This window comes from Vibrio vulnificus CMCP6 (assembly GCF_000039765.1).
Lineage (GTDB): Bacteria > Pseudomonadota > Gammaproteobacteria > Enterobacterales > Vibrionaceae > Vibrio > Vibrio vulnificus_B.
In genome coordinates, this window is record NC_004459.3 from 3,014,936 (window position 1) to 3,039,101 (window position 24,166).

The window sequence follows — 24,166 nt, forward strand, 5'->3', positions numbered from 1 at the left end:
GCCTATGCCGCTCGGATTCATAAGTCGATTTAACCATATCGAAAGGAAAAACCCAACGCTTGGAAGGTGAAAGCAGCGATATAAGCCGCTTTCCTTACAAGAATTTAACGTGTTTTAATCACAAGTTGGTTGGTTTGCTTCACTTCTTCCATTACAACGTAGGTTCGAGTGTCATTTACACCTGGTAAACGAAGCAGAGTATCACCGAGCAATTTACGGTAAGCACCCATATCAGATACACGCGTTTTTAATAGATAGTCGAAATCACCAGAAACAAGATGACACTCTTGGATATCATCCAGTTTTTGAACCGCGGCATTAAACTGTTCAAATACATCGGGCGCACCACGATTTAACGTAATTTCAACAAACACGAGCAATGAGGCGTCTAGGTATTGAGGGTTTAACAATGCGGTATAACCCGTAATGTATCCTTGACGCTCTAAGCGACGAACACGCTCTAAACATGGAGTTGGAGAAAGCCCCACGCGCTTAGAGAGTTCAACGTTTGAAATTCGACCATCTTTCTGCAATTCATTCAAAATATTGCGATCGATACGGTCTAGATCCTTGGACGGCTTTTTGTAGTTATCTACCATTTTTTATTCCACCTTATTACTTCCTTGCAAAAAAATATACTACAACTTTTTAATATTCAGTATCAAATTTTGCCACATCACATCTATACTAGGCACAAATTCGACATTACACCCTACACATAGTCAATACAACCAGAATAAAACGAGGAGTCAGGATGATTATTGGCGTTCCAAAGGAAATCAAGAACCACGAATACCGTGTTGGTATGATCCCAGCCAGTGTGAGAGAGCTTATCTCACATGGTCACCAAGTTTTTGTTGAAACTAATGCCGGTGCAGGCATCGGTTTTTCAGACGATGATTACATCGCTGTAGGCGCATCCATTCTTCCTACTGCTGCTGACGTCTTCGCGAAAGCAGAAATGATTGTAAAGGTAAAAGAACCTCAAGCTGTTGAGCGAGCCATGCTCAAAGAGGGGCAAATATTATTTACTTATTTGCACCTAGCTCCAGATTTTCCACAAACTGAAGAGCTAATCAAGAGCAAAGCTGTCTGCATTGCCTATGAGACTGTAACAGATCATATGGGTCGCTTACCACTACTTGCTCCAATGTCTGAAGTTGCTGGCCGTATGTCTATCCAAGCTGGTGCACAAACTCTAGAAAAATCTCACGGTGGCCGTGGTTTACTTCTTGGTGGTGTACCGGGCGTTGAACCAGCAAAAGTCGTTGTTATTGGCGGCGGTGTCGTTGGTGCTAACGCTGCTCGTATGGCTGTTGGCCTACGTGCTGATGTTACTATCCTTGACCGTAACGTGGATACGCTTCGTAAATTAGACGAAGAATTCCAAGGCCGCGCTAAAGTCGTTTATTCTACAGAAGATGCGATCGAGAAGCACGTTCTAGAAGCCGATCTTGTCATCGGTGCGGTGCTCATCCCAGGCGCAGCAGCACCAAAACTGGTCACAAAAGAACACATCGCTAAGATGAAGCCAGGTGCCGCTGTTGTTGACGTTGCAATCGACCAAGGCGGTTGTTTCGAAACTTCTCACGCAACCACACACGCAGAGCCGACTTACATTGTTGACGATGTCGTACACTACTGTGTTGCTAATATGCCAGGTGCCGTCGCTCGCACTTCTACTTTTGCCCTTAATAACGCGACTCTACCTTACATTGTTAAGCTTGCAAACAAAGGATATCGTGAAGCATTGTCAGCAGATAAAGGCTTCCTACTTGGTCTAAATGTGATTCACGGTAAAGTGACGTGCAAAGAAGTTGCAGAAAGCTTTAACCTAGAATACGTAGATCCAGCAGAAGCCATTCGCATGTTTAGCTAAGCTGAAAATTCTAATGCTCTCAGTAAAAAGCTCGCATAAATGCGAGCTTTTTTATTACGATGCGTTCTAAGTTATAACAACAAATTCTATATGTAACACTGCCAAATAAGCATTTTTTAGGTGTTCTTTCTGTCAGATGCGTGAATAAGAATATTTCTCGGAGTAATATCTCGATCGCAAAATTCACTTAGCGATACTTGATACCCTTGTTCTTGGAGATACATGGCTTTGTCATAAATAAGCCACATTTCAATTGCACGTTGAAAGATTTGCTGTACCAAGCTTAGCCTTTCCATACGCCAAAAACGTTTCGCACCTTCAGCCTCATACTGATCGAAGTTCACTTGCGGCAAGTTCCATTCTTTCAGCTCCGCAGCCCAACGACAAAACGCTTCAAAGCCAAGTGAAAGCTGTGACTTTTTAATACTCGGTACAGGCGCATACTCTTTAAAAGCACACTCTTGTCTTAGTAGCAAATCCAAACCAAGACGAAAATTCATCTCTAATTGTCGATGTCGCTGAACCCGGCTTCCACCAGTCACTGTCTGCTGCAATGGAATTCGCAGTTCACTTCGGCTAAGACGTATTGTCGAGAGCTTAGCCACACTCGACAATACTTGGTAAGCGTCGCTCTGAATGAGGTGATAACAACAAGGAGCAATCGTCATCGCTGCTACGCCTTTCTCGCAACCATACTGCATCATTCGAACATGTAAATCTCCGCAGGCATGTAAGGCGACGGCATGCTGTTCGGGCTTAAAGTATTGTTTAGATTGACATTCAAGAGCGTCACCTTGAACAAAATGCATGGGCAGATTCAGTGCATCCGCTTCGGATTGACCACTTTGGCACAAGGGTAACTGATACTCAAAACTCGTCACGCGTTGCCTGGTTTGGGAAGAAAGAACTCGGCCTAAATATCCCTTACCCGAGCACCATTCCAGCCATTCGCTCCCTTGGTGACGAGTTAGGCTATAAGAGCCCATTGCTTCAATTTGCTTAAGTTTTCGTCCTGGAATTCCGACACCAAAACGCTCAGCGAGTTTAATGGTCGTTATCGAGTGTGGTGCAAGTGCAATGTTCGCCAATACCGTTCTGCTATCTGGAATAAACCTACCAAGATCTGCCATCAAACTAGTGGGATCGAGTTTGTATTGTGATAACTCTTGCGCTGAGAGTGAGTTTAACCACGCACACATATCAGGATGCGTGTCGACCCAAGGAAGTTGTTCATGCAAACTTTGATGAAATGGTTCAAAACGCCAGAATCGTTGGTGCTCAGTAAGCCATTCATCGAGCAATTGAAATTGTTTTTGCATGTATCCCCCTAAAATTGCGACGCTATTTTAGGGGGAAGAAGCGGTGGAGGAAAGCGCTTTAACGAACGGGAAGAACGATGTCTTTAAACATTTCATCAATCTCAGCATTTGATTTCAACGAGATCGCCTGTTCTACTACTGGCCTTGTCAAATGAGGTGCAAATCTTTCCATAAAATCAAACATATATGAGCGTAGGAACGTACCTCGGCGGAAGCCGATACTGGTGGTACTTGCACCAAACAAGTGGCTCGCATCGATCGATACCAGATCTTTGTCTTGCTCTTTATCTACCGCCATGCTGGCAATTACACCCACACCGATCCCCATACGTACATAGGTTTTGATAACATCCGCGTCGGTTGCCGTAAAGACCACTCGCGGTGTTAATCCGACTCGATTGAACGCGGTGTCTAATTCAGATCGACCTGTAAAACCAAACACATAAGTCACTAATGGATAAGAAGCCAAATCTTGAATAGTCACTTTTTCCTTCTTAGCCAATGGATGCTCTTTAGGTACAACAATCGAACGATTCCAATGGTAACAAGGCAACATAATTGCGTCTTGGTACAAATGAAGAGCTTCTGTCGCAATAGCAAAGTTCGCCGTGCCTTTTGCAATCGCTTCGGACATTTGACTTGGCGTCCCTTGGTGCATATGCAGTGACACCTTAGGGTAACGCTTAACAAATCCTTTAATGACATCCGGTAAAGCATAACGAGCCTGTGTATGGGTGGTAGAAATATTCAGTGTGCCCATTTCAGGATGAGTATGCTCACCTGCCACAGCTTTAATACTCTCAACTCGAGCTAAAATTTCTTGCGAAATTCGCACGATATCTTCCCCAGCTCGAGTCACTTGAGTGAGGTGTTTACCACTTCGTTCAAATATCTGAATGCCTAACTCATCTTCTAAAAGCCTGACCTGCTTACTGATCCCTGGCTGAGAGGTATACAAGCTTTCGGCGGTCGCCGAGACATTTAGATTGTGATTAACGACTTCAACAATGTACTTCAGTTGTTGCAGTTTCATACTGGCCCCGTAATCCGTTACTAATAACAAATCTCACTCATTTGAGCAGAACTTGCGCATACTAAGTTCTCAAATATAATTATTAGTTATAACGTGTAACGTTAAAAATGAACAGTGAAATTGATAGTTTTCTCTGCCATTACTTAACTGGGGAGCTCATCAACGATGGTTTTTGTAATGCATACCTCATTCTTCAATCGGATTAGCAACTTTTGATTATTAAAGCTTTAAATAACAGCAATAATCACTAAGAATATGATTAATAGGTGCATGTCATTAAAGGAATCGTGTATCCTTACTCGTTAGCCGTTAATAAATAAAGCAGACAAAACAGATATGAATATTGGTTTAATCATCGCTCTGGTCGCCGTTTTACTTGTACTTGTTATTGGTTACAACGTTATGTTGCAGTACAAAGTAAAGGCAGAAACCGCGAAAAGACAGGAGTCAGCGCGTTATGTTGCCGTTATAGATGCAACAGAGGAGTTGATCGGACATGCACATCATATCCCTTACAGCAAAGACTTATTGGTTTGTCTCAACAATCGTATTCTTGATGCGTTAGAAAATATGGCGGCACTTGATCCCAAGAGCAAGCAACTTGCTCAACGGGTCGAAGCAATGAAGCAGCAAATCGAACACCTTAAGAACAACTACCAAGGCGGTGAAAGCACAGCCTTTAAAGTTCCGAACAGTGATAAGCAAGCGATTGTAATGCTGAAACTTGTCAAACGCCTGAGAGACACCATTCGTAACGAGCACAATAAAGGTCGCTTTGATACCCAAGCTTATGTAGAAGAAAATGCTCGCTTAGAAACGATGCAGATTCGCATTAACATTGAAAACGTCATAAAGCGTGCTCATGATTCTATTGCTCGCGGTCAAGCAGGTACGGCCGTTCAATTGCTGCGTAAAGGGATTGACGTGCTGAGCACTAAGAATGATACCTATTCAGTGCAAGCTAAAGAGAAGCTTGAAACCATGCTTAACGAACTGGATAGAAAACGTTCAGACAAGAATGCAGAAGAGTTGCAACAAATCGAAGAAAAAGAGCGTAACAACGACATGGATGCACTCTTCGGTGATAAGAAAAAGTGGTAACATTTACCACAACGATTCTCTTTACAAAGGTCGCAAAAGCGGCCTTTTTTCATCACTAGTTAAACTGATTTATGATATCTCTCGAAGCGTACCAAGATCTCCTTGACCCTATTAACCATTTTCTACAATGTGAAACACCTAGTGAATGGGTCGAAGAGGCCAAAAAACCAGAAAATCTTCCCACCATCCTGATAGATCATTTGCTTTGTGAGCTAAAGGCTGGGCAATCAGCTATGTATTTGATCCGTAAATATGCGGTGGATAAAGAAAGCTCGCATACCCTACTCGATTGGTTTAAGCCATACGAAAATTTTGCCTATCGTGGAATTGGCTCCATTGAAACACTAAAAGGCAAAAGTAATATTTCTAAAGCCATTATGGCTAAGTCAGACTCACCTTATAGCCAAGAGCTCATTGATAAAATGGTCTTACTCATTAAAGAGGAATTACACCACTTTTACCAAGTTCTGGAAATCATTTGTGCCAGAGGGATTGAATACGAAAATGTGACCGCAAGCCGTTACGCAAAAGGTCTGCTTTCACACATGAAAACACATGAGCCTGAAACACTGATCGATAAGCTTATTATCGGAGGGTATATTGAGGCAAGATCTTGTGAGAGGTTTGCAAAGCTCGCTCCTCACATGGACGATGACATTGCCAAGTTCTACGTTTCTCTGCTGCGCTCAGAAGCACGGCATTACCAAGATTACCTCACCCTCGCAGAACAGATCGCTGGCAAAGATATCAGCGAGCGAGTCGCCTATTTTGGCCAAATTGAAGCACAGCTGATTTGCTCAAAAGACGACGACTTTAAGTTTCACAGTGGCGTGCCTACACGCTGAAAAATATTGTTTATTGATTAAAATGATAAAAAGCCCGCTGGTTAGCGCAGTGTAGATCAGATAAGGATCGGTTGACCGATCCTTCTGATGAGAGACAATCGGAAACCTGTTTATAGGTTTCCGATTTTTTTATGTCTATCCAAAACTATTTTGCTGACTTTCTTGAAGAGAGTCCTGTTGATGTCGCTCAGCTCACCACCTTCTCCGAGCATATTCCTGATGAGTGGGTTGCTAAAGCGGCAACACTTTCCGATAAAGCGACAATTCGTCGACGTCGTTTACCTAGTGAGTTGGAATGGCGTTTTTCCGCAATGAGTCTATTGCAGAAGTCGCACGGCGAATGAATGTCTGTGCCGAGGGCTTAGCCGATGAGGAACTGCTAGCTAAAAGTGCTTTAACGCAAGCAAGGCAACGCCTTGGTAAAGCTGCTCCAGAATGGTTGTTTAGACAATGCAGTCACACATGGGGTCTAGAGCGTTACCCCGAGGATACTTGGCAAGGCTTACAAGTCTTCGCTATTGATGGGGCTCTTTTTCGAACCGCTGATACATCAGAACTAAGAGAACATTTTGGGTCAGGTAATACATCCAGCGAGAGGCAGACACCTCATCCAGTACTCAGGGTGGTGACCATGATGAATGTTCGCTCACATGTCATTGTAGACGCAGCTATAAGCCCCTATCGTCGTGGTGAAATACCGCTTGCAATGCCCTTTATTGACTCTCTACCTGATAACTCATTGACTTTACTAGATAAGAGGTTTTATGGCGCAGACTTACTTCTTTCTCTCCAAAATAGTGGCTCCAACAGGCATTGGTTGTTACCAGCGAAGAAAGGGGTGAAATTCAGACTTCTGGACGATGAAGAGAGCGACGACATGTTGGTAGAAATGAAAGTCTCTCCACAGGCTCGCAAGAAAAATGGCAAGTCAGAGCCGTTACTTATCAAGTACAAGGTAAGCACAAAACAGTGTTTACGTCTTTGCCTAGGGAAGAGTACGATACGGAATCAGTAGCCGAGCTTTACCATGAGAGATGGGAAATTGAGTTAGGGTACAGAGACATAAAAAGTTCGATGCAGCACAACGCGTTAGTGCTGAGGAGTAAGACGGTCGAGCTTGTCTATCAAGAGTTATGGGGGCTGTTGCTTGGTTATAACTTGGTAAGACGAGAAGCCAGTCAAGCGGCCGTAGCACATGGTCGAAATGGCCAATGAAATCAGTTTTAAATACGCTTGTCAGTTCATCACTAGTCAACTGAAAGTAATGAGCAAAGCGGTATCTCCAGGTAATACACCGAAGCGTCTAAAAAGTCTGCGCGGAGACTTATCCATCCTTTTTATAGACAAACGCCCTAAGCCAAATCGGCCTAGGGCGGTAAAAATATCAAAGACCCGATATCCTGTTAATCGCAAGGCAGCTCCTCTTAAGTGAACTACATTGCAATCAATTGGGGGCTTCTTACTTGAGTTTTCGTCACACTCGATGACAAACCGCCTAGGCGAGTCAGCGCATTACGCCAACTTGTAGATCACCTTGTTACCTGCAAGCTGCTCTTTCTGCACTAGGTTATCTTCAAGCAATTTTTTCAGTGCACCTGTTGCCCAAGAAGCCGCTTTGGCATCTTCTTGACCCGCTGCAAGGCCGATGCTTTTCGGGTTAATGCCTTCCGCATTAGCGGCAACGATATCCAGCACTTGTTGCTGCTTAGGCGTCAGAGAAATCTCTGTGTTTACTGCAGATGAAGCAGCCACTTTGGTCGCAACGACTTTTTTCTCAGCCACTGACTTAGAGATAACGGTTTTTTCTGCAGCTGGCTTAACTGTATTTGATGCAGCAGCCAAATTCGCTACAGCTGCTTTAATGCGTTTTTGCAGTTTCATCTGCACTTTACGCTTATGAGCAAGTCTCATTAAATGTGTCTCCAGTTCACTGCTTATCAGCAGGGATGAAAATTTGAAGCGCGTTTTATACCAAAATTTCAGCTCGATTTGTAGGCTTAAGCAGTGAACAGTGGCGAAAAATGCGTTATGAACGGAGAGAGACTATTCTTTAATCAATAAGATAATGAACTTAATTGGGTATCCAAACGTAAAACGTCGTTATCGTTCGCGTCATTCCGCTGCGTGGCGCTAACGGCTCAAAACGAGTTGAGGAACACAATGCAAACTCTCCAGTTGTCAAACCGATATCAGCTTGCCAGCTCAGTCTTTGTTAAAGGACTGGTGGTGGTATTTGCGATTGTCGGCGCTTTGCTCCTGTTTCTGTCTCCAAGCTGGCCACAAGCGCTGCTCTCTGTTGGCCTGCTCATCACCGTTGCGCTGTTTGGTGTCTACCTGATACAACGCAGCACTGTCGCCTATACCCTCACGCCCACACACTTCCAGCAACATCTCTTTCAAGGTGGTTGGGTTGTAAAATGGAAGAACATCGAAAAAATTGGCATTTGTACCTATGAATCGGAAGGGTGGCATCAGCCTTTGCCGTGGATTGGCATCAAACTGGTGCACTACTCACCCTATTTGATGGCGATCTGCCCTCGCGTTTCGACGGAAATTCTGCTCAGTCAACGTGCACTGCTTTACCTCGGTGCGCGGCAACATCAGTGCGAAAGCCAATTTGAAGAGATGGTATTGGATCCCCAGCCGTATATTGATGAGCAAGGCAAAGAGCACACGGGTTTACAGGCGATGCTGGCAAATCGCATGAAATATCAAAGGCGTTTTTTCGATTACGATATTTTTATTTCAGCGCTAGATTTGGATAGAGAAGCAGAAGAGTTTGTTGGCCTAGCAAGGCGCTACTTGGCGGCGGCGGAGCCCGATCAATAAAGCCAACCAAAGAAACACGACGAGTTGTCTCCTTAGCTGGCTTACACGTTACAAACCGTTAGTACAGTGGCATTTCGTCAGCCACGAATGGATTGGTACGACGCTCGTGCCCGAATGTCGACTCAGGGCCATGACCTGGGATAAAGGTGACGTCATTGCCCAGCGGCCATAGCTTATTCTTGATTGACGCGATCAGCGTATTGAAATCGCCTTGAGGGAAATCCGTTCGACCAATACTGCCATTAAATAGCACATCCCCGACAAACGCACGACGCGCTTCTTCACTGTACAACACCACGTGACCAGGAGTATGCCCAGGTGTATGAAGCACTTGCAGCACTTGATTGCCAAAACACACTTCGTCACCATCATTGAGCCATTGGTTTGGTTCAAACGCCTCTGTCAACGGAAAGCCAAACATTTGACTTTGTCCTTCCAGACCTTGTAGCCAAAAGTTGTCTGCCTTATGAGGACCAACAATCTCGATACCATCAAGCATTTCAGCCAGACGCTCGGTTCCGCCAACGTGATCCAAATGACCATGGGTTAATACCAAATTGACCACTTCCACACCCAGTTCTTTGATGATCACGGCAAGTTGCTTTTCATCACCACCAGGGTCGATGACGATACCTTTCATGGTGTCATCACACCAAACAATCGAACAGTTTTGTGCAAATGGAGTAACGGGAACAATCTGATATTTAAGTGCCATAGCAACCTCGGTCAATTTCGAACTGGGCGAAACTATGACACCGGAAGCGTCGAAAAACAAGGTGAGCCATCACCAAGAGCGAACCGGACCCGTGTCGATATGAACAAAATTACTGCCCGGATAGTAGCCGACCCCACCCGCTTCGAGACTTAAAGCGGCATCACGCACTGTTGAAAGCTTCACGCCATCAAGGCGAAAGTCGATGGCCCGTCCAAGCATATGGTAGCTTTTCTTCGCCACACCAGAGGATTTAGCGCGCAGCGCGGCGTTGGTTTGTGGCGATCGGTAGCCTGAAATGATTTGGACTTCGTTTTCTGTACCAATCAGTTTTTGAATTTGAGTCAGGTGATCAAACAAACGGCGATCCATGGGGTGCACTTCGTTTTGGCGGAAATCTCGGCAAATCTTATCAATACGCGCCAACTCTTCAATCAGATAAGTCGAACCGTCGAAATAGCACGTTTCAAGTAACTCACCAGTGTGTAGATTGTTGAGCGCAAGAGTACGAGGCTGATCAGGATACGACGCCATCGCAAGTTTCGGCATGGCTGACGCCAGCAATAAACCCCCACCGGTCATACGTAAAAATTGTCGTCGAGAATATTGATCAGACATGAATAAAGTCACCACTTAAAATTACTTCAGCAGCGAACCTTATCGGAAGGTATTTTTCACGTCAAATGCATAAAACGCGCCCAAATAGGGCAAACTTCGCTAAAAGAGTGATTAGTTATTGAGTAAACAATCTTTTTTTCTTATGTAAATTTTTGTTCAATTTTCAGCCTTTGTGATCATCCACGAGATCGTACTGATAGATATCATCGCGATAGTTCAGCTCTTCCCCTTCAAACCACACTGTCTGATAGATGATATGGACGGGAATACGACGCTTGAGGGGGATCATAGTGTTGGCTTCTTGCCGAGTCGCTAAATTGGAGAGCTCTTCCTCCAGCCCTTGGGTTTTCAGCAATTGCAGCGCAAACTGATCGGCATTTTGAACCCGCACACACCCAGAGCTGAACGCTCGGCTGTCTTCTTGGAACAAACTTTTCGACGGAGTGTCGTGCAAAAAGATCGCACGCTTATTGGGAATATTAAATTTGTACAGCCCTAACGCGTTTTTATCTCCAGCCAGTTGACGCATCTTGTATGGGAAGGATTTGAGTGACACCTTTGTCCAATCAATGGTTTGTGGATTCACCGCGGTTTGCGAGTCCCACCCTTCAACAATTTCAATATTTTGTTTGGTTAAGAAGCTTTGGTCATATTTCACTTTGGGCAAAATATCTTTGACCATAATGGTTTTCGGCACGTTCCATACGGGATTTAGCACCACCCCATCCATCTTGCCCACCATAATCGGCGTTTTTCGGCTCTTTCTGCCAACTACCACTTTGGATTCAAAGATCTCCTCGCCCTTATACCAAAACTTCATCTCATAGCCTGGCACATTGACCAAGACCAGCAGATCTCGTTCTTCTGGCCAAAGTCTCGAGCGCTCAGAGTTCAACGCCATCGAGTGCAGCCGCTGAGCGGGAGTCATGTTAAGCCATTTTAAGGTAATAGGCCCGACAACACCGTCTTGCGTCAGCCCATGCATTTTTTGAAATTGTTTCACCGCCAGTTCAAGCTGCGTGTCGTAGTATTTGATATCCCGCTTCAAATGGCTGGTTTCAAGACCCACCACTTCTAAACGTTTGATCAAATTGGCTCTATCAGGCAGTTTATCCCCCAGCTTCAATAAACCCACCTGATGAAAAAGCGGCACGGCGTGATCTCGCGCCTTTAGTAAACGACTATAACGATTGGCAAACTGCTGATGGCGCTGCAACGGCGAACGCAATGAACGGACAAACGTTGCTAAATACCCAGCCTGAATATCTGCAGATAAACGATTCATTGATGAATAAGAAGGTGCGGGCAAACTTTGGCTTAACGGCTGTGTAAAGAGCCACTCTTTGCCATGTTGGGGGAGTTTTTCCAAGTAGCTGATGTAGGAAAGCAGTAGGTCGGTGGCAACAATGTCATACTCAAACCATTTTTGCTCGTTTTTATAGCGCCTCAGTTTACTGATTTGGTAGTCGAAATAGGGGCTGACAGACGCGGTTTTGATCAGTTCTAGCTGGAATTCAAGTTGCGAGGTCGCTTCATTATCAGACCAAATGAGTCGATGATGATTTCCTTGATACAAGCGCTCAACATGCTCAGGAAACTGGACATAGGCAAACACGGCGGAGTTCCCATCCAACCACTGCTTCTCTTCTAATCCGGTCAGCGACCAAGTAGGACTAGAGAAGAAAATGCCTATCAGAAGTAACACTCGTTGCCACCGCATCTCTGCTCCTTGAGAACTCAATCCACTCAGTAAGTATGGCAAATTTCCCAAAGAACAGAGGTGTGATTTTAAGCGAAGTCACTCACAATAATTTTGACCAGTGATTATCCCATTGAATATTCGATTGAATCTCAGAACTGCCCATCTGGACCGATGTGGTGATCACTTTTCCGGCCCCAGAACTCACGCGAAACTGATCTTGGTAAACCACCACGCCTGAGGCATCAGGCAATGCAGCTAATTCCACCAATTCTCCACTAGCTTTTGACCAGATACCATAGCAGTTGCCTGGTGGTGAGGTGGCCAAAATCCAATCGGATGTTGCCGCAATGCTGGCGATGTAATGATTAAAACGTGCCCACTGCTCTGGTTCAGCACGTAATGACATCATCTCCCCCCCACGAGTGTGCATCGCCAGCAGCGATGGGTACTCATCCGGCTCACCTCGATACTGCTGGCCACACAACACCGTTTCCGCACCATCGTGGGCGAGATGCCGAATGCTTAGCTTAGGATCCGATAAAGCGACTTGCTCTAACAGTTTCCCTTGTTGTGAAAGGTAACTTAACGATGGTCGCATAGTGTCCAGATTCAATGGTGCTCGACCATGGGTATGAACGCCGCCAACACCAATGGCCAACACACCATCAGGCATCATGATCACCTCATGAGGGCCAATGCCAAATCCGCTGAGCTCCGCGACTTTTTTATAACGGTTGCGGACATCGTACACACCGATGATACCTCGGCTTGTACTTCGCTCTCCCTCGGTGGCAAAGAGGTAATCCCCGGCATGAGAGTAGACGCCGTGGCCATAAAAATGCCTTTCGGGATGCGCACTTTGCAGATGGATGGTTTCTCCTGAGTGATAATCAAACACCATGAAGAAACTACCCGGACGACGTGCAAATACCGTCGCATGTCCTTGCGCATTGGTGGCGACACCATGACCACGCTCAGGAAGCGGCAACTGCTGTAGTGGTCGGCCATATTGATCAGCCACTACCGCTGTATATTGGTGACGTCCACGAATCGCGCATCCCACCAATGCGGGTTCAGCTTGTCTCGCATCTTTATTGGTTGATGCACAGCCAAAAGGCATGAGCGGTGCACTCACGCCAAACAGTGCAGCTTTTAATAAAGCTCGTCGTTGTTCGTTAGTCACCATCGGTTGCATTGAATCCTATAACGACACCTAACTCGACCGCCACTTCATCGTGGATGAGGTACTTTAACTGCTCCAGTTTGCGTAACTGAGTCAACGCCATTCGATAGCCTTCTTTGTCTTGCAATGCTGCAAACAAGCTCTTTTGCTCAGGCCAAGTCGCTAAAGTGACATCAAACTGATTCACCACTCGATCTGCCAACTCTGCTTTATCCATTCCCCTCAATGTAGCGTCTAGCCCCTCTCCATTGGCTAAATAAAGCGCTTTTAATGCTTCCACGTTCGCTTTTAGATTGGAAAGGGAGGTTTGAGAGCGCCATGATTCAGAAAAATAGGGGCGAGGTTGACCAATATTGGCTAACGGACGGCTCAGCTTTTTCATAGCATATTCCAATTGGTTTGACAGCAGTGAAATGTACTCTGAGTGCCACTCTTTCTCATTGAGCGATGCCCAAGGGTTACTTGACCATGCATCTGAAATACGTTGCGTGTTTTGATTGAGATGACGGCTAATCGCGACCCCAGTTTGGCAAGTTTGAGCATTTCGACTGAGATCTGAACTTTCATCATAAAGTAGCCATTCAATCGCACCAAGACCTTGAACTGTCACACTTTGTACCGCGATGTCATCTGCTTTCCATGTTTTGTTCTGCTGAATCAACGCGGACATCTTACGTCCTGTGGTGTTCTTTTTATCTGGCCAAAATTGTACGTTCCAGCTTTGCTCAAGCGCCGCTGCAGGTCCGCGCTCTTGACCTTGCAACGCCATCCAGCTCAACATACTGCGGTGCCACTGTTTCTTGACGGTGTCCATGCCCGCCTCTGGTAGCTGGCAGTAATGCACAAACGCGCTAACAAGTTCTGTAGTTTCTTGAGCCAAAGTGGCTGCCACCGCTCGTTCGATATGGAAAACCGCGTCGCTACGATGTTGTGAAACCTTGTGCGAGTCTGTTGTTGATTGGCAACCGACGAAGAGCAGCGCCGCGCCCATTGCAAGTGAAATGTGTATGGTTTTCATTGCCACTCCCTATAGCGAATTGAGGAAAGCGATCAACGCATCGCGCTCTTTTGCTGACATCTTCAACACGTTTTGCTTGGCTGCTTCCGCTTCACCGCCATGCCAAAGCACCGCTTCCATCAGATTTCGTGCTCTTCCATCGTGTAAAAAATAAGTGTGATCATTCACTTCTTGCGTATAACCAATGCCCCACAACGGTGGTGTTCGCCACTCTTGACCATTGGCTAGGTATTCTGGTCGATTGTCTGCCAAACCTGGCCCCATGTCGTGCAACAATAAATCAGTATAGGGATGAATGGTTTGTTCTGACAATGCAGGCAATGCCTCACGTTTGGCGGTTTTCACCGTCTGCTTATGACAACTCTCACAGCCTGATTGAACGAACAGCGTCTCGCCGAGCTTGACCTGCGGATCATTCACGTTGCGACGAATCGGCACCGCTAAATGCTGAGAATAGAACTCAACAAAATCCAAAATGTTGTCACTCACCTCTGGCGAGCCACCATTGGGCAACTTGCGACAGAGATCTTGTCTATCGGTGCAGTTTTCTTGCGGGAAGAGATGGCTGGTTAAGCCAAGGTCGCCATTAAACGCCGCCGCGTTTTGTTGCATTAAGGTTGGCTGCCCCGCTTTCCAACCAAAACGACCAATTGCGAGGGATTGAGTTTGCACATCCCACACTTTATTGAGTTTTCCTGAGATACCGTCTTGATTGCGATCGTCTTCATCTGCCCACTGCAACAGGGTTTCTTCGGCTATCGATTCAAGCAGCCCAAGACCGATCATTGGAGGTGCGACACGAGCAGAAAGCAAGGTTTGTGGATGCATCTCTCCATAAGCCAGATCACGGATCTCTACCGTCGGCTTACGCAACACCACCGTCGTCCCATCACTGAATGTAACAGGTACATCGCTGTAACGGATGCTGATTTGCCCTTCCGGTTTTTGGTCTTGAAGAGCAAAATCTTGCAACTGACCACCGTAAGTCGGTTCAGGAATGACACCACTGGTGATCACCGCTTTTTTCTGCTCCGCCGTGAGTGCTGGAATGCTCAAGCGCACCAGCATTGATACAGCATGACTATCCCCTTTTTCAGGAGGATGCCCCCGACCATCTTTAATGTGGCAGTTTTGACAACCATTCGTGTTAAACAGTGGACCAAGACCATCACGTGCATCCGTTGAGGCCGGTGCAGACACCCAAGGGTTGCGGAAAAAACTGTTACCTACACTAAAGTCCAATCTTTTGCTCATTGGAAGATTGGCCGCTGGTAATGAAAAAGCATTTGGACCCTCTTTTTTAACGCTGGTGTCACCACCAGATTTAAGGTCGTTGGCAAATGCGGTTGAAGAGAGCACGATGAGAGTGCTGAGCAAGTACGGCTTCATTGAATTGCTTCCTACTAAACTGCATAAACAGCAAAAGGGCTCTAATGAGCCCTCTAAATATGATAATAATTATTAGAATTCGTGATCCGCGGTGTCTGGATTCAGACTGTCGATGCCAACAATCTTAGCCGCACGTTCGATCGCGGAAGTTTGCGCCACCAATGACATGATGGTTTCGTTCACTAGCGCATTGCCTTGCGCATTACCCGCTGCGATCAGTTGGTCAAAATGTTGATTTTGCTTTTCCGCAGATGTGACTAACTTGCCTACTTGCGCACGAGTGGTATCAAACTGCGCTTGGATCTCTTTGGCCGCATTTTTATCTTGTTGTGCCACCAAATCATGTAGGCTTGGTCCTGTGAGCAGTGAGCCATCAACACGTTTGTAGATACCGGTGTAAACGTTATAGATACCTTGCTCGTTGTAGTAGTGTGAGTTATGAGTGTTGTCCGAGAAACAATCGTGCTCATCCTCTGTCGAGTTTGCTTCTAGTGCCACTTTCATACGCTCACCGGCCAATTCACCAAGCGAAAGCGAGCCCATGCCAAACAGCATTTTACGCAAACCATTTTCAGCCGACTGAGCAAGCAATTCTTGACGGTAGTTACCTTTCTCTTGCGCAGACCATTGTTTTTCCATCCACTCAAGATCCGTTACGAGGAGCTGAGCCGCCGCTTTTAGATAGGCGCCACGGCGATCACAGTGACCATTGGTGCATTGCGAACCCACAACAAAATCCGTGTAAGCACGTTGACCAGCACCAGCATTTGTACCGTTAAGATCTTGACCCCAAAGTAAAAACTCAATGGCGTGATAGCCAGAAGCCACGTTAGCTTCAGAGCCACCGACTTCGTTGAGCTCTGCGATCAACTCAGGTGTAATCACGGAAACATCCAGTTGAGACGCGCCGATTTTCAGCGTTGTGTTCGCAACGATATTGGCTTTCGCCCCTTCGTTACCCAGCTCATATTGGTAGTCGGTTGAAACATAATCGATCAAACCTTCGTCTAATGGCCAAGCATTCAACTGCCCTTCCCAATCATCCACAACGGTATTACCGAAACGGAATACTTCAGATTGTTGATAAGGCACTCGAGCATCTAGCCACGCCTGCTTAACCTCTTCTAACTTTGCCGCTGAAGGCGCAGACAAAAACTGTTCAACTTTCTTTTCAAGTTGTTGTGCGGTTGTCAATGAATCCGCAAAAACAGCGTGGGCAACGTCAGCATAATGCTCGACAACTTGCTGATTGGTAACATTCGCGGCAAGCAGGTGACCACTGGCAAACAGTGTTGTACTGCTAAAGACTGGACTAATAGAGTTTTTGCATTCATCTGAAGCATCCTTGTTGAGCATTTCTTACTTGTTATTCGTAGTGCTAATTATTCTTATTTGCACTTTTAGTCGCCAGATAATACAAAGTTACAATTTTTTTGCAAGTGACAAACAAAAAAAGCTCCACAACTGTGGCAATGTAGATCAGATAAGGATCGGTTGACCGATCCTTCTGATGAGAGACAATCGGAAACCTGTTTATAGGTTTCCGATTTTTTATGTCTATCCAAAACTATTTTGCTGACTTTCTTGAAGAGAGTCCTGTTGATGTCGCTCAGCTCACCACCTTCTCCGAGCATATTCCTGATGAGTGGGTTGCTAAAGCGGCAACACTTTCCGATAAAGCGACAATTCGTCGACGTCGTTTACCTAGTGATATGGTTCTTTGGCTTATTGTTGGAATGGCGTTTTTCCGCAATGAGTCTATTGCAGAAGTCGCACGGCGAATGAATGTCTGTGCCGAGGGCTTAGCCGATGAGGAACTGCTAGCTAAAAGTGCTTTAACGCAAGCAAGGCAACGCCTTGGTAAAGCTGCTCCAGAATGGTTGTTTAGACAATGCAGTCACACATGGGGTCTAGAGCGTTACCCCGAGGATACTTGGCAAGGCTTACAAGTCTTCGCTATTGATGGGGCTCTTTTTCGAACCGCTGATACATCAGAACTAAGAGAACATTTTGGGTCAGGTAATACATCCAGCGAGAGGCAGACACCTCATCCAGTACTCAGGGTGGTGACCATGATGAATGTTCGCTCACATGTCATTGTAGACGCAGCTATAAGCCCCTATCGTCGTGGTGAAATACCGCTTGCAATGCCCTTTATTGACTCTCTACCTGATAACTCATTGACTTTACTAGATAAGGGGTTTTATGGCGCAGACTTACTTCTTTCTCTCCAAAATAGTGGCTCCAACAGGCATTGGTTGTTACCAGCGAAGAAAGGGGTGAAATTCAGACTTCTGGACGATGAAGAGAGCGACGACATGTTGGTAGAAATGAAAGTCTCTCCACAGGCTCGCAAGAAAAATCCTAACCTACCTGAAAAATGGCAAGTCAGAGCCGTTACTTATCAAGTACAAGGTAAGCACAAAACAGTGTTTACGTCTTTGCCTAGGGAAGAGTACGATGCGGAATCAGTAGCCGAGCTTTACCATGAGAGATGGGAAATTGAGTTAGGGTACAGAGACATAAAAAGTTCGATGCAGCACAACGCGTTAGTGCTGAGGAGTAAGACGGTCGAGCTTGTCTATCAAGAGTTATGGGGGCTGTTGCTTGGTTATAACTTGGTAAGACGAGAAGCCAGTCAAGCGGCCGTAGCACATGGTCGAATGGCCAATGAAATCAGTTTTAAATACGCTTGTCAGTTCATCGCTAGTCAACTGAAAGTAATGAGCAAAGCGGTATCTCCAGGTAATACACCGAAGCGTCTAAAAAGTCTGCGCGGAGACTTATCCATCCTTTTTATAGACAAACGCCCTAAGCCAAATCGGCCTAGGGCGGTAAAAATATCAAAGACCCGATATCCTGTTAATCGCAAAGCAGCTCCTCTTAAGTGAACTACATTGCGCTGGTTCGCGGGCTTTGAGTTATTTATCAATGATTAGTGTGCGTGTAAGTCATCAGATAAGTAACTAGTACGGTTATATACTGGTAAATTCTCCAGAGACTTCAACTGGTAGGCATACTTCTTAAGCAACTCAGCTCGTTTTTCAGCATCTTGATAATCTGCAAGCACCACAGCTTCTAAAGTCACCGTTGTCAAATCAACAGAGGCTGCTTCAGCTTCTTGCAACGCTTTAATGTCATTCGTGAATGCAATCATATTCCAAGCGTAGCTGTTTTCTGGTGTAGCGTAGTAAGTAGTGCCGTTTGAGCGTTTAAACGTACGTAAATCACTCATTGAGCCAACAGGTTCACTTCGCATACTGATCTTGCGAGCTAATACTTCATCACGCTGATCCACCATATTTCCTGCTGAATGCCAAACCATTGCCGTCAAAATAGCTTTGGTCAATGGAACTTCTTCGAAACGAGGAAGCGCAAAGTAATTACGTACACTCCAACTACCGTAATATGGCATAGTTTCGACTTTATCGTCCCATGTTATTGCAGTGAAGTCACCTTTTGGTCGAGAGTAATTACCTTGTTCATCTTTGAAGTTCAGATAAAGAAACTCTTCACCCAAAATCAAAGTATCTAGCAAGAGATCCCCTTTCGGATAGAACTGGAAAAATCCATTTGCTAACCCTGTCGTTTCTGGTAATTCTAACAGTGATGTCGTAGAGCGATCTGTTGAACGACGCATACCAACACGATCAACTAGTGCCACGGATGCCGCTAGTTTATCTGGCCAATGACCGATGTAATCGATGTAGTTAGAGTAGTTATTTACTGGAGCAGGACGTGGAGCCTTGCCACTGTTTAGGAACTTACCTATCTCACCTACAACTTTTTCCCCTGTTGCTAATGACGCTTTGATAGTGTCATCAAAACATGTCGTCGGGACGAAGTTGATAGGGAAATTATTACGCATTGAATAATTGCCCATGATCTCTGCAAGTTTCTTGTAAGTAAATGAACCGTCAGCTTTCTCAATTTCACACGTATGGTCTGGAGTAATCAGGATGTTTACAAGTTGATCACGCGCTTTATCAACAGCTAATGGAGCACCACAGTAAACGGCAAATGGCCAACGAGTTGCATTTGCTTCATCACTACAGAACGCTTCCTGTGCTTTTGGCAAGCCCTGCATTTGGATATGTGAAAGAGGGCTAGAGAATACTAACTCACGGTAGCGATCGTATACATGTAGGGCATTACGCCAATCTTGGAACTCTTGAACTCGACGAACTGTGTAACTCATCATCGTCCCTTCAGAGAAGTTCTCTCTCATACCACGTACTGTACGTTTGTAGTACAGGTCATCGTAAGTTTCTAACTTGTAAGACATAATTTCAGAACGGTTGCGCCCTTCATCATGACGGTTACAGTCATCATTTAAACTTACATTTCCGTCAGTACAAAACGCAAAGTCTCTCATCGGAATCGCAGGGTTTTCCGATGCTAGCGCTTTGATTGTACCGTCACTTAGAAGATCCGAAGGTGCCTTGTAAGGATCAAGAATCTCCTCGCGAAGCTGCGCATCATACTGGCCAGCATCGAGATAAACAGTTTGCTCGCTCGTGGTATTGTCTGCTTGATTCACTACCGTTTCAGTAGCTTCAACTTGACGCTTATAACCAAAACGTAAAGCGGCCAAATCATAAGGACCAAAAACTGGTAGTGCATTCAATAGCGATGGGTTGTAATCCATGATCGATGAATACCCAGGTACTACTTTCAGACCGTGCTCGGCAAGCTCATGATCTTTAAAGTAGTTTGAAGCATCATTACTACCTTTGAAGTTGTGACGAAGACCAAAGTTATGGCCTAGCTCATGTACAAGCGTTTTCGCATAGAATACGCCAACAATGAACAGGCTCAGCTCTTCTTGTTGTTTCTCCGTCAAATCAGCCCATTCTTTTAGGCTACCAACTTCGCCTATTTGACCATTGTTCCAAAGAGATGCATCTTGGAAGTTGAAGCTCATACCACCAATAGAACTTGGCAGACTCTTCAATGTAGCACCAGATCGAAGCGCTGAAACTGGGTACATATTGTTCTCAGCCCACAGACGACGCTCCAACTCTTTGATAGCACTTAAATCTTCAAATGAGACATTCTCATCATTGGCTTCAAGTTCTTCTTTAACAGCGGCAATGACATCGGCCATAGACTCATTCGCCATTGGAGATTGCTCAAACGCAACCATATCTCCCAAAGAAACAACTTCTGTAGACTGAGACGCTTCAGTAATAGAGGCGACAGAGTTTGATGTAGTTGATTCTCCAGTGCTGTTTGTCGCGTTAGATGTAGAACCTGTATCCGGTTTTGCAACTAATTCAACTCGCCCTTTGTTATAATCTTGAGCAATACGATCCCATAGCCAATCAGAGATTGAACGCAAAACACCTGAGTACTGGTTTACATGTGCGTGAACAATTTCGCCTGTCAACGGGTTAACCGCTGAGGGGCCATACCCAGCCAAACCATTGTCTAGTGGCTCATCAATCAAGTTGATAACATTGTATCTCAAATCACCTGACAACTTACCTGAAGGTTCGTGAAGACGAATTTTGGGAACACCCACTTTCTCTAACTGTGGATTAATTCGGTCAATAACATCTTTCGTGACCTGCTTAAAGAACCGTGTTTCTTCGTTTTGATCAAAACTGTCCGAAAGATGGTAATCAATAAATTCTAGGCTTGGGTTAAAACGGTGAAGATAGCTAAACTTCTGATCAAATTGTCCATCTACATACGATGGATCAGGACGGCCTACTTCATTAGCAAAGAAGCCAAAAGTATCCTCATCACCTTTCAGATACATCACTGGTTCATATTCTGTCGATGAAGAGCGAACAAGGTCGAGAGGCACAAGAGAATAGAATTGAGATGCCGTAAACGACAACTTATCCATGTCAAAGCCGTTACTACTTAAGGAGTTAATCATGCAGCGCCAGTTGTTTGCGATACGATAATCTTGTTTAACTTCAAAGTTAATTACGCCATCGGCTGTAACTTCGTATCCCTTCCAACCCGTGTTAGCGTTTGCAGCAACTCGAGGGCTACCCACTTTCGTATAACATCCACTTGCGAATGTGAATAACTGGTTCCATGTTGCTTCAGCAACTTTTACATCATCAAAGCTAGGTTCAAAAAAGCGGCGGTCTTGCCAACGCACTTCATTGTTATCTACTTTTTCTTCTTTATTCGTACACTCCCCGTAGTCATTTTCACGACATTGGTAGTCTACGTAGTCAACTGGAATGGAAAGAACTAGACTTGTGTCGTCTGGATTATTGATCCAACGTCCTAATTGACCTTTATCAATTTCTCCCTGGCTAATGACGTCAGGGCTAATCATTCGTACCTTCAACTCGCCAGATCCCGAGTTATCCTGGCTCGCTTCAAACGCCAAAGTTACAAGCTTTTCTTGTCCCTGCATAAACGGGGCCATTGAGCCTGCAAACTTAGGAGCGTTCGCCATAGATGGCATATAAAGATAAACTTGGTCTGTTTTTACATTCGTTTTTTCAAACGAATTTTCTGGTTTGCTTAGTGTGTCATATGCTTGGTCATCTGCGCCACAGCCGGCTAAAATAGCTGTTATTGCAGACGCTAATGCTACTTTTTTAAAATGCATATTATCGTCCTGTTATAATATTTTTTTCCCTAGAAAGAGAACGTTAGTTGTGCAATATAGGTCGCTTTATCAGTATCGAACAAATCGATATTGCCTAGCGTTCCTCGCTCTGCGTCTGAATAGAAACCTGCCGTTGATACCGTGAATGACGTAGACCAGTTATCAGTAATCCCATATGAGGCATATGCTGACGCCCCATAAGTAAACTGACGACTGCGAGTTCCTTTGTAACTCATGCCATTACCGCCTAAAGCCGAAGCTCCAATCGTTAGATCATCAAAACTATAACTACCGCCTACAGAGATGGAGTAAACCCATTCGGTTAAAACTCGGCCATTCATGGTTTCATACTTGTAAAAGTTTTTTCTCACTCTAGGCGTAACGGAATAATTTCCGCCTAGCATTTGAAAACGAATTGGGGTTGATATCCGAATCGCTGTATATAGCTTGGTGTCTTGTGATATTTCTGACGTAGGAATGGTTAGCTGGCCACTTAACCCTATCTTACCTGTCTCACCAAACTCGTAGATATTGGAGTAACTTGCTCCAAAAACAGAGTCTGTTGCATAAGTACCGACTTTATCTTCTAAGGCTCTATAGCCACCTGTAGAAAAATATAGGCCAGTCTTATTTGATAACTTGTAGTTAAGAGTTCCATTCCATGAAAAGTTTCTAACCGAGCGATAATCATTCGTGTCGTATAGATTACTGTCATAGGCAAGTGAAGCAGAACCGCTGACATTACACCAAATACACGAAGACTGTGCTTCTGAGGTCGATTCCGTGTTGCTTTCGCCATTAGTTTGACTATTTTCTTCTGCATATATAGAAGAAGAAAATAATGCACCTAATAGAATAGCGAGCGGCGTTATCTTCCACTTTGTTGTGTGCTGCATATTGTTAACTTCCATGAGATTTAAGTTTATTTGAATAAACTTAAGTTAAACGGTTTACCGAATTACATTTGCACGTGTCCTTCGTAACAAATTGTTCCGATAAGCCTATTAACCGTAAAGAGTTCTCTTTACGGTTAAATTCCATATTTATTTTTCAATTTAACGCTTGTGCTACTTTATAGAAAATAATATTAAATTCTAAAAAATTCACTTTTTCTATATGTAACAAATTATGATATTTTTCGAGTCACTTCTCTTTTTTTAACTCTGTATTTTGGATGCGTTATTGGTATCGCTGAAAGCAATTTTTTTGTGTAGTCATTTTGTGGATTATTGTATAGCTCTACTGATTTACCATACTCCACGATTTCACCAAAATACATCACTGCAACATTATCTGACACTTGTCTCACTACTGATAAATCGTGTGAAATAAAGATAATGGCTAAGTTCATTTCTTGCTGTAATTTTAAAAGCAAGTTAATGATTTGCGCTTGGACAGAGACATCGAGCGCGGAAACCGATTCATCACAGATAAGCAGCTTGGGTTTTAATGCAATCGCTCTTGCGATACCAATACGTTGACGCTGTCCACCGGAGAATTCATGTGGATACCGATTGATCGCGTTCGCAGGGAGCCCCACCTTCTCGAGTAACTCCAATACCCATTGCTTTCTTTCTTGCTGCGTTCCTACTTTGTGAATAATGAAAGGCTCTTCCAAAATCATACCTATCGTATGTCGCTGATTTAACGACTCAAGTGGATCTTGAAAGACAATTTGCATCTCTTTACGCAAAGGACGCATCTCTTTTGCAGAGAGTTTCGTAATATCACGTCCTTCAAAGAAGATCTTTCCGTCTGTTGGCTCAAATAGCTTGAGAATAGTGCGACCAAGCGTGCTTTTCCCACACCCCGACTCGCCAACAAGACCTAAAGTTTCTCCTCGTTTCACTGTTAAGGAAACACCGTCAACGGCTTTTACGGTATATCCCTTGGAAAAAAGTTTTTTCCCTGAAACAAAGTGTTGCTTCAATCCTTCGATTCTCAGTATCTCATCCATA

Annotated in this window: 18 protein-coding genes and 2 pseudogenes; 6 read left to right on the top strand and 14 right to left on the bottom strand. The window is 44.7% G+C overall.

Features of this window, described 5'->3' with window-relative positions; all coding sequences use genetic code 11:
• Window positions 1-104: 104 nt before the first annotated feature.
• Window positions 105-599, bottom strand: coding sequence for a leucine-responsive transcriptional regulator Lrp (gene lrp / locus VV1_RS14005; RefSeq protein ID WP_011080767.1), 495 nt, complete (start codon window positions 597-599; stop codon window positions 105-107).
• A 155-nt stretch (window positions 600-754) separates the two neighbouring features.
• Here lrp and ald point away from each other — a divergent pair, with 155 nt between their 5' ends.
• Window positions 755-1,879 carry an alanine dehydrogenase gene (gene ald, locus VV1_RS14010; protein ID WP_011080768.1) on the top strand — a complete coding sequence of 375 codons (1,125 nt, stop codon included), beginning with the start codon at window positions 755-757 and terminating at the stop codon, window positions 1,877-1,879.
• A 116-nt stretch (window positions 1,880-1,995) separates the two neighbouring features.
• On the opposite strand, the gene VV1_RS14015 is transcribed toward ald, so the two are convergent.
• Window positions 1,996-3,198 carry a methyltransferase gene (locus tag VV1_RS14015; RefSeq protein ID WP_011080769.1) on the bottom strand — a complete coding sequence of 401 codons (1,203 nt, stop codon included), beginning with the start codon at window positions 3,196-3,198 and terminating at the stop codon, window positions 1,996-1,998.
• 58 nt (window positions 3,199-3,256) lie between these two features.
• Window positions 3,257-4,231 carry an HTH-type transcriptional regulator CysB gene (gene cysB / locus VV1_RS14020; protein ID WP_011080770.1) on the bottom strand — a complete coding sequence of 325 codons (975 nt, stop codon included), beginning with the start codon at window positions 4,229-4,231 and terminating at the stop codon, window positions 3,257-3,259.
• A 336-nt stretch (window positions 4,232-4,567) separates the two neighbouring features.
• On the opposite strand from cysB, the gene VV1_RS14025 reads away from it, so the two are divergent.
• The 3 genes and pseudogenes from VV1_RS14025 to VV1_RS14035 all read left to right on the top strand — a co-directional run bounded on the left by VV1_RS14025 (window position 4,568) and on the right by VV1_RS14035 (window position 7,609).
• Window positions 4,568-5,332, top strand: coding sequence for a hypothetical protein (locus VV1_RS14025; RefSeq protein ID WP_011080771.1), 765 nt, complete (start codon window positions 4,568-4,570; stop codon window positions 5,330-5,332).
• A 71-nt stretch (window positions 5,333-5,403) separates the two neighbouring features.
• On the top strand, window positions 5,404-6,177 hold the full coding sequence (miaE, locus tag VV1_RS14030) for a tRNA isopentenyl-2-thiomethyl-A-37 hydroxylase MiaE (RefSeq protein ID WP_011080772.1): 774 nt from the start codon (window positions 5,404-5,406) through the stop codon (window positions 6,175-6,177).
• A 131-nt stretch (window positions 6,178-6,308) separates the two neighbouring features.
• Window positions 6,309-7,609 (top strand): annotated as a pseudogene (locus VV1_RS14035) (IS4 family transposase).
• Between the two features lie 80 nt (window positions 7,610-7,689).
• On the opposite strand, the gene VV1_RS14040 reads toward VV1_RS14035, so the two are convergent.
• Complete coding sequence (locus VV1_RS14040; protein WP_011080776.1) at window positions 7,690-8,088, bottom strand: hypothetical protein; 399 nt, start codon at window positions 8,086-8,088, stop codon at window positions 7,690-7,692.
• Between the two features lie 249 nt (window positions 8,089-8,337).
• Here VV1_RS14040 and VV1_RS14045 point away from each other — a divergent pair, with 249 nt between their 5' ends.
• The gene (locus VV1_RS14045; protein ID WP_011080777.1) at window positions 8,338-9,006 is read left to right on the top strand and encodes a DUF2982 domain-containing protein; all 669 of its coding nucleotides are present in this window, start codon (window positions 8,338-8,340) and stop codon (window positions 9,004-9,006) included.
• Window positions 9,007-9,064: 58 nt separating this feature from the next.
• On the opposite strand, the gene VV1_RS14050 is transcribed toward VV1_RS14045, so the two are convergent.
• The 7 genes and pseudogenes from VV1_RS14050 to VV1_RS14080 all read right to left on the bottom strand — a co-directional run bounded on the left by VV1_RS14050 (window position 9,065) and on the right by VV1_RS14080 (window position 16,962).
• Window positions 9,065-9,721, bottom strand: coding sequence for an MBL fold metallo-hydrolase (locus VV1_RS14050; protein ID WP_011080778.1), 657 nt, complete (start codon window positions 9,719-9,721; stop codon window positions 9,065-9,067).
• Between the two features lie 69 nt (window positions 9,722-9,790).
• Window positions 9,791-10,336, bottom strand: a complete 546-nt coding sequence (mepK, locus tag VV1_RS14055; RefSeq protein WP_026130720.1) for a peptidoglycan L,D-endopeptidase MepK — start codon at window positions 10,334-10,336, stop codon at window positions 9,791-9,793.
• 163 nt (window positions 10,337-10,499) lie between these two features.
• Window positions 10,500-12,056: a L,D-transpeptidase family protein gene (locus VV1_RS14060; protein WP_013572045.1), complete on the bottom strand. Its 1,557-nt coding sequence runs from the start codon at window positions 12,054-12,056 to the stop codon at window positions 10,500-10,502.
• Between the two features lie 82 nt (window positions 12,057-12,138).
• Window positions 12,139-13,233: a DUF1513 domain-containing protein gene (locus tag VV1_RS14065; RefSeq protein WP_011080781.1), complete on the bottom strand. Its 1,095-nt coding sequence runs from the start codon at window positions 13,231-13,233 to the stop codon at window positions 12,139-12,141.
• Entirely contained in the window at window positions 13,214-14,239 is a 1,026-nt protein-coding gene (locus VV1_RS14070; protein ID WP_043921050.1) for an imelysin family protein, read from the bottom strand. The genes VV1_RS14065 and VV1_RS14070 overlap by 20 nt, the downstream gene beginning before the upstream one ends.
• 9 nt (window positions 14,240-14,248) lie before the next feature.
• Window positions 14,249-15,628 carry a di-heme oxidoreductase family protein gene (locus tag VV1_RS14075; RefSeq protein ID WP_011080783.1) on the bottom strand — a complete coding sequence of 460 codons (1,380 nt, stop codon included), beginning with the start codon at window positions 15,626-15,628 and terminating at the stop codon, window positions 14,249-14,251.
• 72 nt (window positions 15,629-15,700) lie between these two features.
• Window positions 15,701-16,962 (bottom strand): annotated as a pseudogene (locus VV1_RS14080) (imelysin family protein).
• 219 nt (window positions 16,963-17,181) lie between these two features.
• Here VV1_RS14080 and VV1_RS14085 point away from each other — a divergent pair.
• Window positions 17,182-18,519, top strand: a complete 1,338-nt coding sequence (locus VV1_RS14085) for an IS4-like element ISVvu3 family transposase (RefSeq protein ID WP_011080785.1) — start codon at window positions 17,182-17,184, stop codon at window positions 18,517-18,519.
• Between the two features lie 44 nt (window positions 18,520-18,563).
• Here the strand turns inward: VV1_RS14085 and VV1_RS14090 are convergent, their stop codons facing one another.
• The 3 genes from VV1_RS14090 to VV1_RS14100 all read right to left on the bottom strand — a co-directional run bounded on the left by VV1_RS14090 (window position 18,564) and on the right by VV1_RS14100 (window position 24,165).
• Entirely contained in the window at window positions 18,564-22,208 is a 3,645-nt protein-coding gene (locus tag VV1_RS14090) for a zinc-dependent metalloprotease (protein ID WP_011080786.1), read from the bottom strand.
• A 29-nt stretch (window positions 22,209-22,237) separates the two neighbouring features.
• Complete coding sequence (locus VV1_RS14095) at window positions 22,238-23,104, bottom strand: hypothetical protein (protein ID WP_193387257.1); 867 nt, start codon at window positions 23,102-23,104, stop codon at window positions 22,238-22,240.
• A gap of 230 nt (window positions 23,105-23,334) precedes the next feature.
• Window positions 23,335-24,165, bottom strand: a complete 831-nt coding sequence (locus VV1_RS14100; protein WP_011080788.1) for an ABC transporter ATP-binding protein — start codon at window positions 24,163-24,165, stop codon at window positions 23,335-23,337.
• Window position 24,166 lies beyond the last annotated feature (1 nt).

Bases quoted from the DNA above. Each gene is read 5' to 3' on its own strand.
- lrp (WP_011080767.1), bottom strand. From the start codon at position 599: ATGGTAGATAACTACAAAAAGCCGTCCAAGGATCTAGACCGTATCGAT.
- ald (WP_011080768.1), top strand. From the start codon at position 755: ATGATTATTGGCGTTCCAAAGGAAATCAAGAACCACGAATACCGTGTT.
- VV1_RS14015 (WP_011080769.1), bottom strand. From the start codon at position 3,198: ATGCAAAAACAATTTCAATTGCTCGATGAATGGCTTACTGAGCACCAA.
- cysB (WP_011080770.1), bottom strand. From the start codon at position 4,231: ATGAAACTGCAACAACTGAAGTACATTGTTGAAGTCGTTAATCACAAT.
- VV1_RS14025 (WP_011080771.1), top strand. From the start codon at position 4,568: ATGAATATTGGTTTAATCATCGCTCTGGTCGCCGTTTTACTTGTACTT.
- miaE (WP_011080772.1), top strand. From the start codon at position 5,404: ATGATATCTCTCGAAGCGTACCAAGATCTCCTTGACCCTATTAACCAT.
- VV1_RS14040 (WP_011080776.1), bottom strand. From the start codon at position 8,088: ATGAGACTTGCTCATAAGCGTAAAGTGCAGATGAAACTGCAAAAACGC.
- VV1_RS14045 (WP_011080777.1), top strand. From the start codon at position 8,338: ATGCAAACTCTCCAGTTGTCAAACCGATATCAGCTTGCCAGCTCAGTC.
- VV1_RS14050 (WP_011080778.1), bottom strand. From the start codon at position 9,721: ATGGCACTTAAATATCAGATTGTTCCCGTTACTCCATTTGCACAAAAC.
- mepK (WP_026130720.1), bottom strand. From the start codon at position 10,336: ATGTCTGATCAATATTCTCGACGACAATTTTTACGTATGACCGGTGGG.
- VV1_RS14060 (WP_013572045.1), bottom strand. From the start codon at position 12,056: ATGCGGTGGCAACGAGTGTTACTTCTGATAGGCATTTTCTTCTCTAGT.
- VV1_RS14065 (WP_011080781.1), bottom strand. From the start codon at position 13,233: ATGCAACCGATGGTGACTAACGAACAACGACGAGCTTTATTAAAAGCT.
- VV1_RS14070 (WP_043921050.1), bottom strand. From the start codon at position 14,239: ATGAAAACCATACACATTTCACTTGCAATGGGCGCGGCGCTGCTCTTC.
- VV1_RS14075 (WP_011080783.1), bottom strand. From the start codon at position 15,628: ATGAAGCCGTACTTGCTCAGCACTCTCATCGTGCTCTCTTCAACCGCA.
- VV1_RS14085 (WP_011080785.1), top strand. From the start codon at position 17,182: ATGTCTATCCAAAACTATTTTGCTGACTTTCTTGAAGAGAGTCCTGTT.
- VV1_RS14090 (WP_011080786.1), bottom strand. From the start codon at position 22,208: ATGCATTTTAAAAAAGTAGCATTAGCGTCTGCAATAACAGCTATTTTA.
- VV1_RS14095 (WP_193387257.1), bottom strand. From the start codon at position 23,104: ATGCAGCACACAACAAAGTGGAAGATAACGCCGCTCGCTATTCTATTA.
- VV1_RS14100 (WP_011080788.1), bottom strand. From the start codon at position 24,165: ATGGATGAGATACTGAGAATCGAAGGATTGAAGCAACACTTTGTTTCA.